At 56.6% G+C, this 3520-nt stretch carries 1 protein-coding gene; it reads left to right on the top strand.

Annotated features, from left to right (window positions below):
• On the top strand, positions 1–3520 hold a 3520-nt coding region (locus TW77_RS23930; protein ID WP_046007488.1), incomplete at both ends, for a condensation domain-containing protein.

Below are 3520 nucleotides of genomic sequence, written 5' to 3'. Positions count from 1 at the left end.
TGTACTCGACCGGGCACTGAACCTGTGTCCGCCAGGGGTGGCCGGTGAGCTTTATATTGCCGGTACGGGTCTGGCAAGGGGGTATGTTAACCGTGCCGACCTGAGCGCCGAGCGCTTTGTGGCTGACCCATTTATGAATGATGGCAGCCGCATGTATCGCAGTGGCGACTTAGTGTGCTGGAACAGCGAAGGCCAGCTGGATTATCTCGGCCGGACCGACCATCAGGTTAAAATTCGTGGCTTCCGCATTGAGCTGGGCGAAATCGAGGCGGCCTTGTACGCCATTAATGGTGTTCGGGAGGCGGTCATAGTGGCCGACCGCGATGGCGCGACGCAGCGTCTGGTAGGCTATGTATCGGGCGAAGCGGACGTCGAACTGGCGGTCGACGCGCTCAAAGCAGAACTGGCGGCCCAACTGCCAGAGTATATGGTGCCGGCTGTGATCATGGTGCTGGATACGTTGCCGCTGAACAGCAATGGTAAAATCGATCGTAAGGCACTGCCAAAACCCAGTCATGAATCCAGCGTGGCGTACGAAGCGCCGCAGGGTGAGCGTGAACTGGCACTGGCACAGGTATGGCAAAAAGTGCTGGGTCAGGAGCAGATAGGACGGCTGGACAACTTCTTTGAACTCGGGGGCGATTCTATTTTGAGTCTGCAAATCGTCAGCGGTTTGCGCGAGCACGGCCTGGTGGTGACCCCGAAACAAATTTTTGAACTGCACACCATTGCCCGCCTGGCTCCGGCATTGACTGAACTGCCTGCCAGCCAGCGGATTGCGCAGCAAGTCAGTGGTGAGGTAACACTGTTACCCATTCAGCAGCAGTTCTTGGCGACCAGTCTGAGCGACAAGAATCACTATAACCAGGCGCTGCTACTGACGTTGGCCGCCCCGCTGAATGGCGCGGCACTACAGCAGGTCTGGTCAGCCCTGGTTGCACATCATGATGCATTACGCCTGTGCTTTAGCCAAAACGAGGCAGGGCAGTGGCAGCAGCGCTACCTGCCTTTTGACGCCGAGCGTGCCGTGGCCAGTGTCTGGGAGCGCAACGTCGCAAGTGCTGAGATCACGTCGCTGGCTGAGCAGGCGCAGCGCAGCCTGAATATTCACAGTGGCGAATTGGCGCGAGTGGTCCACATGACGCTTGAGGATGGCACTGCCAGGCTGCTACTGGTGATCCACCATCTGGCTGTAGATGGGGTTTCCTGGCGAGTGTTGCTGGATGACCTGGCGCGCGGTTATGCACAAGCGCAGCAACAGCAGGCTTGCGAGTTTGCCAGCAAGAGTCACAGTTATCAGTACTGGGCCGAGCAGGTAGCGGATTACGCCAGCCTGAATTCGCAGGAACTGGCATTCTGGACACAACAACAGTCATCAGCGCTGACTATTCCGGGGTTAAACCCAGCGGGAAGCCGACGTCTGGCGGACAGTGCCGAAGTGCGTGTGACGCTGGAGCAGTCCACCACTGAGCGTCTGCTGCAACAGGCAGGCAAGCCTTATCGCACTGTGGTCAATGAGCTGCTGTTAAGTGCGCTGAGTGAAGCCGTCTACCAGTGGACGGGTCAGCAGGAGGCCGTGATCAACCTCGAAGGCCATGGCCGCGAACCCTGGGATGCACACACCGATCTCAGCCGCAGTGTTGGCTGGTTTACTACCTTATATCCGGTTCATCTGACACGTTTAAATGTGCTGTCAGAGACCATTAAGCATACCAAAGAGCACCTCAGAAGTGTGCCGAATAAAGGCATCGGGTATGGTGCTTTGAAATACTTTGGTGAATCGCAAGCACAGGCGACGTTAGCTGCTCAGCCTCTGGGTCAGATAGAATTTAACTATCTGGGTCAGCTCGACAACACGCTCAACCAGGGCGATGCGCCCTGGCGTCTCGCCAGTGAGCACAGTGGTGCGTCATTCAGCCCGGATTATGAACCACACAGTGAGTTGAGCATCAATGGTCAGGTCAGTGACGGGGCCTTGCAGCTGACTATCAGCTATGGCCGTGAGCGTATTGGAGAGGCCGATATGCAAGCCTTTGCAGCACATCTGCATGAGGCGCTGACACAGCTGGTTGCGCATTGTTGCGATACTCATGGCTGTCTGACGCCCAGTGATGTACCGCTGAGCGGATTAGATCAGCAACAGCTGGATCAGCTGCCTCTCGACACCGCTGAGCTCAGCGATTTATACCCCTTGTCACCGATGCAACAAGGTATGCTGTTCCACAGTCTGGTGGAGGAAGGCGAGGCTTATGTCAATCAAACCAGTTTAGAGATCAAGCGATTAGACGTCGCACGTTTTAAAGCCGCCTGGCTGAATGCAATCGCCCGTCATGATGCCTTACGCAGTGGCTTTTTGAGTCTGGACCCCCGACCACTGCAATTTGTGCGCAAAATCGTGCAGCCGGTATGGGAAACCTTGGACTGGCAGCACCTCGATAGCGCGCAGCAGCAACGTCAGCTGGCTGAGCTGAGCGTATCGCATCGCCAGCAGGGCTTTGCGATGGATGCCGAGAGCGGGTTGCAGCGCTTTGTACTGGTGCAGCTGGCACCACAGCGCCACGCCTTTGTCTGGACTATTCATCATATCTTAACCGATGGCTGGAGTTGTGCCGCCCTGATGGGCGAAGTGCTGCGTATGTACGACGGCGAGACACTGGCTGAGCCGCAGGCTCAGTATGGCGATTATATTGCCTACCTTGAACAACAGGACGTGGTGGCAAACCTGGCTTACTGGCAAACGCAGACTGGCATGTTGGAAGAGCCCTGCTACCTCAGCGGCGCGTTTAAGGCCCCACAAAGCGGCGCACATGCGGCTTTGGATGTGCAGTTGGATGAAGCGCAAAATACCGCGCTGAATGCTTTTGCGCGACAGCACCACCTGACTGCGAATACCCTGATGCAGGGTGCCTGGGCGATCTTGCTGAGCCGTTATCTGGGCCGTGAAGCGGTGTGTTTTGGTGCCACAACTTCGGGTCGTCCAACTGAGCTGGCGGGCCATGAAAGCATTCAGGGGATGTTTATTAATACCATGCCCGTGGTAGTTGAAGTAGCGCCTGAAGTAACCCTGGCGCAGTGGTTACAAACCTTGCAGGGGACTAACCTGGCCGGGCGAGAGCGTGAGTTTACGCCGCTGTATGAGATCCAGAAGCAGGCGAAGCACCTGACCCTGGATCAGCATGGGCTGTTCGATACTTTATTAGTCTTTGAAAATTATCCAATCACGACGGCATTGCCGCAGGACGAGCAGGCAACTGAGTTTACGGTGCGTGATGCCCGTGAAGAGACCAATTTCCCGCTCACCATCAGCTTTATCCAGGAGCAAACCCTGAAGCTGCACTTCAGCTATCAGGGTAGCGTGCTGGCCGAAGCGGATATCCGAGCGCTGGCGACTCAGTTTAAAACCCTGCTGTTGACTATGATGGACGCTGCACAGGCTCCGCTAGCGGCGCTGTTACAGTTGCAGGACGCGTCGCAGTGCAGCGCCTTGCTGGACATCGGAACGGGCACCCCGGCGTTTGAC

Origin of the sequence: Pseudoalteromonas rubra, assembly GCF_000967655.1 — a bacterium.
GTDB classification, from domain to species: domain Bacteria; phylum Pseudomonadota; class Gammaproteobacteria; order Enterobacterales; family Alteromonadaceae; genus Pseudoalteromonas; species Pseudoalteromonas rubra_A.
The sequence above is the reverse complement of the archived record's forward strand: the minus strand, read 5'-3'. Positions and strand labels throughout refer to the sequence as shown.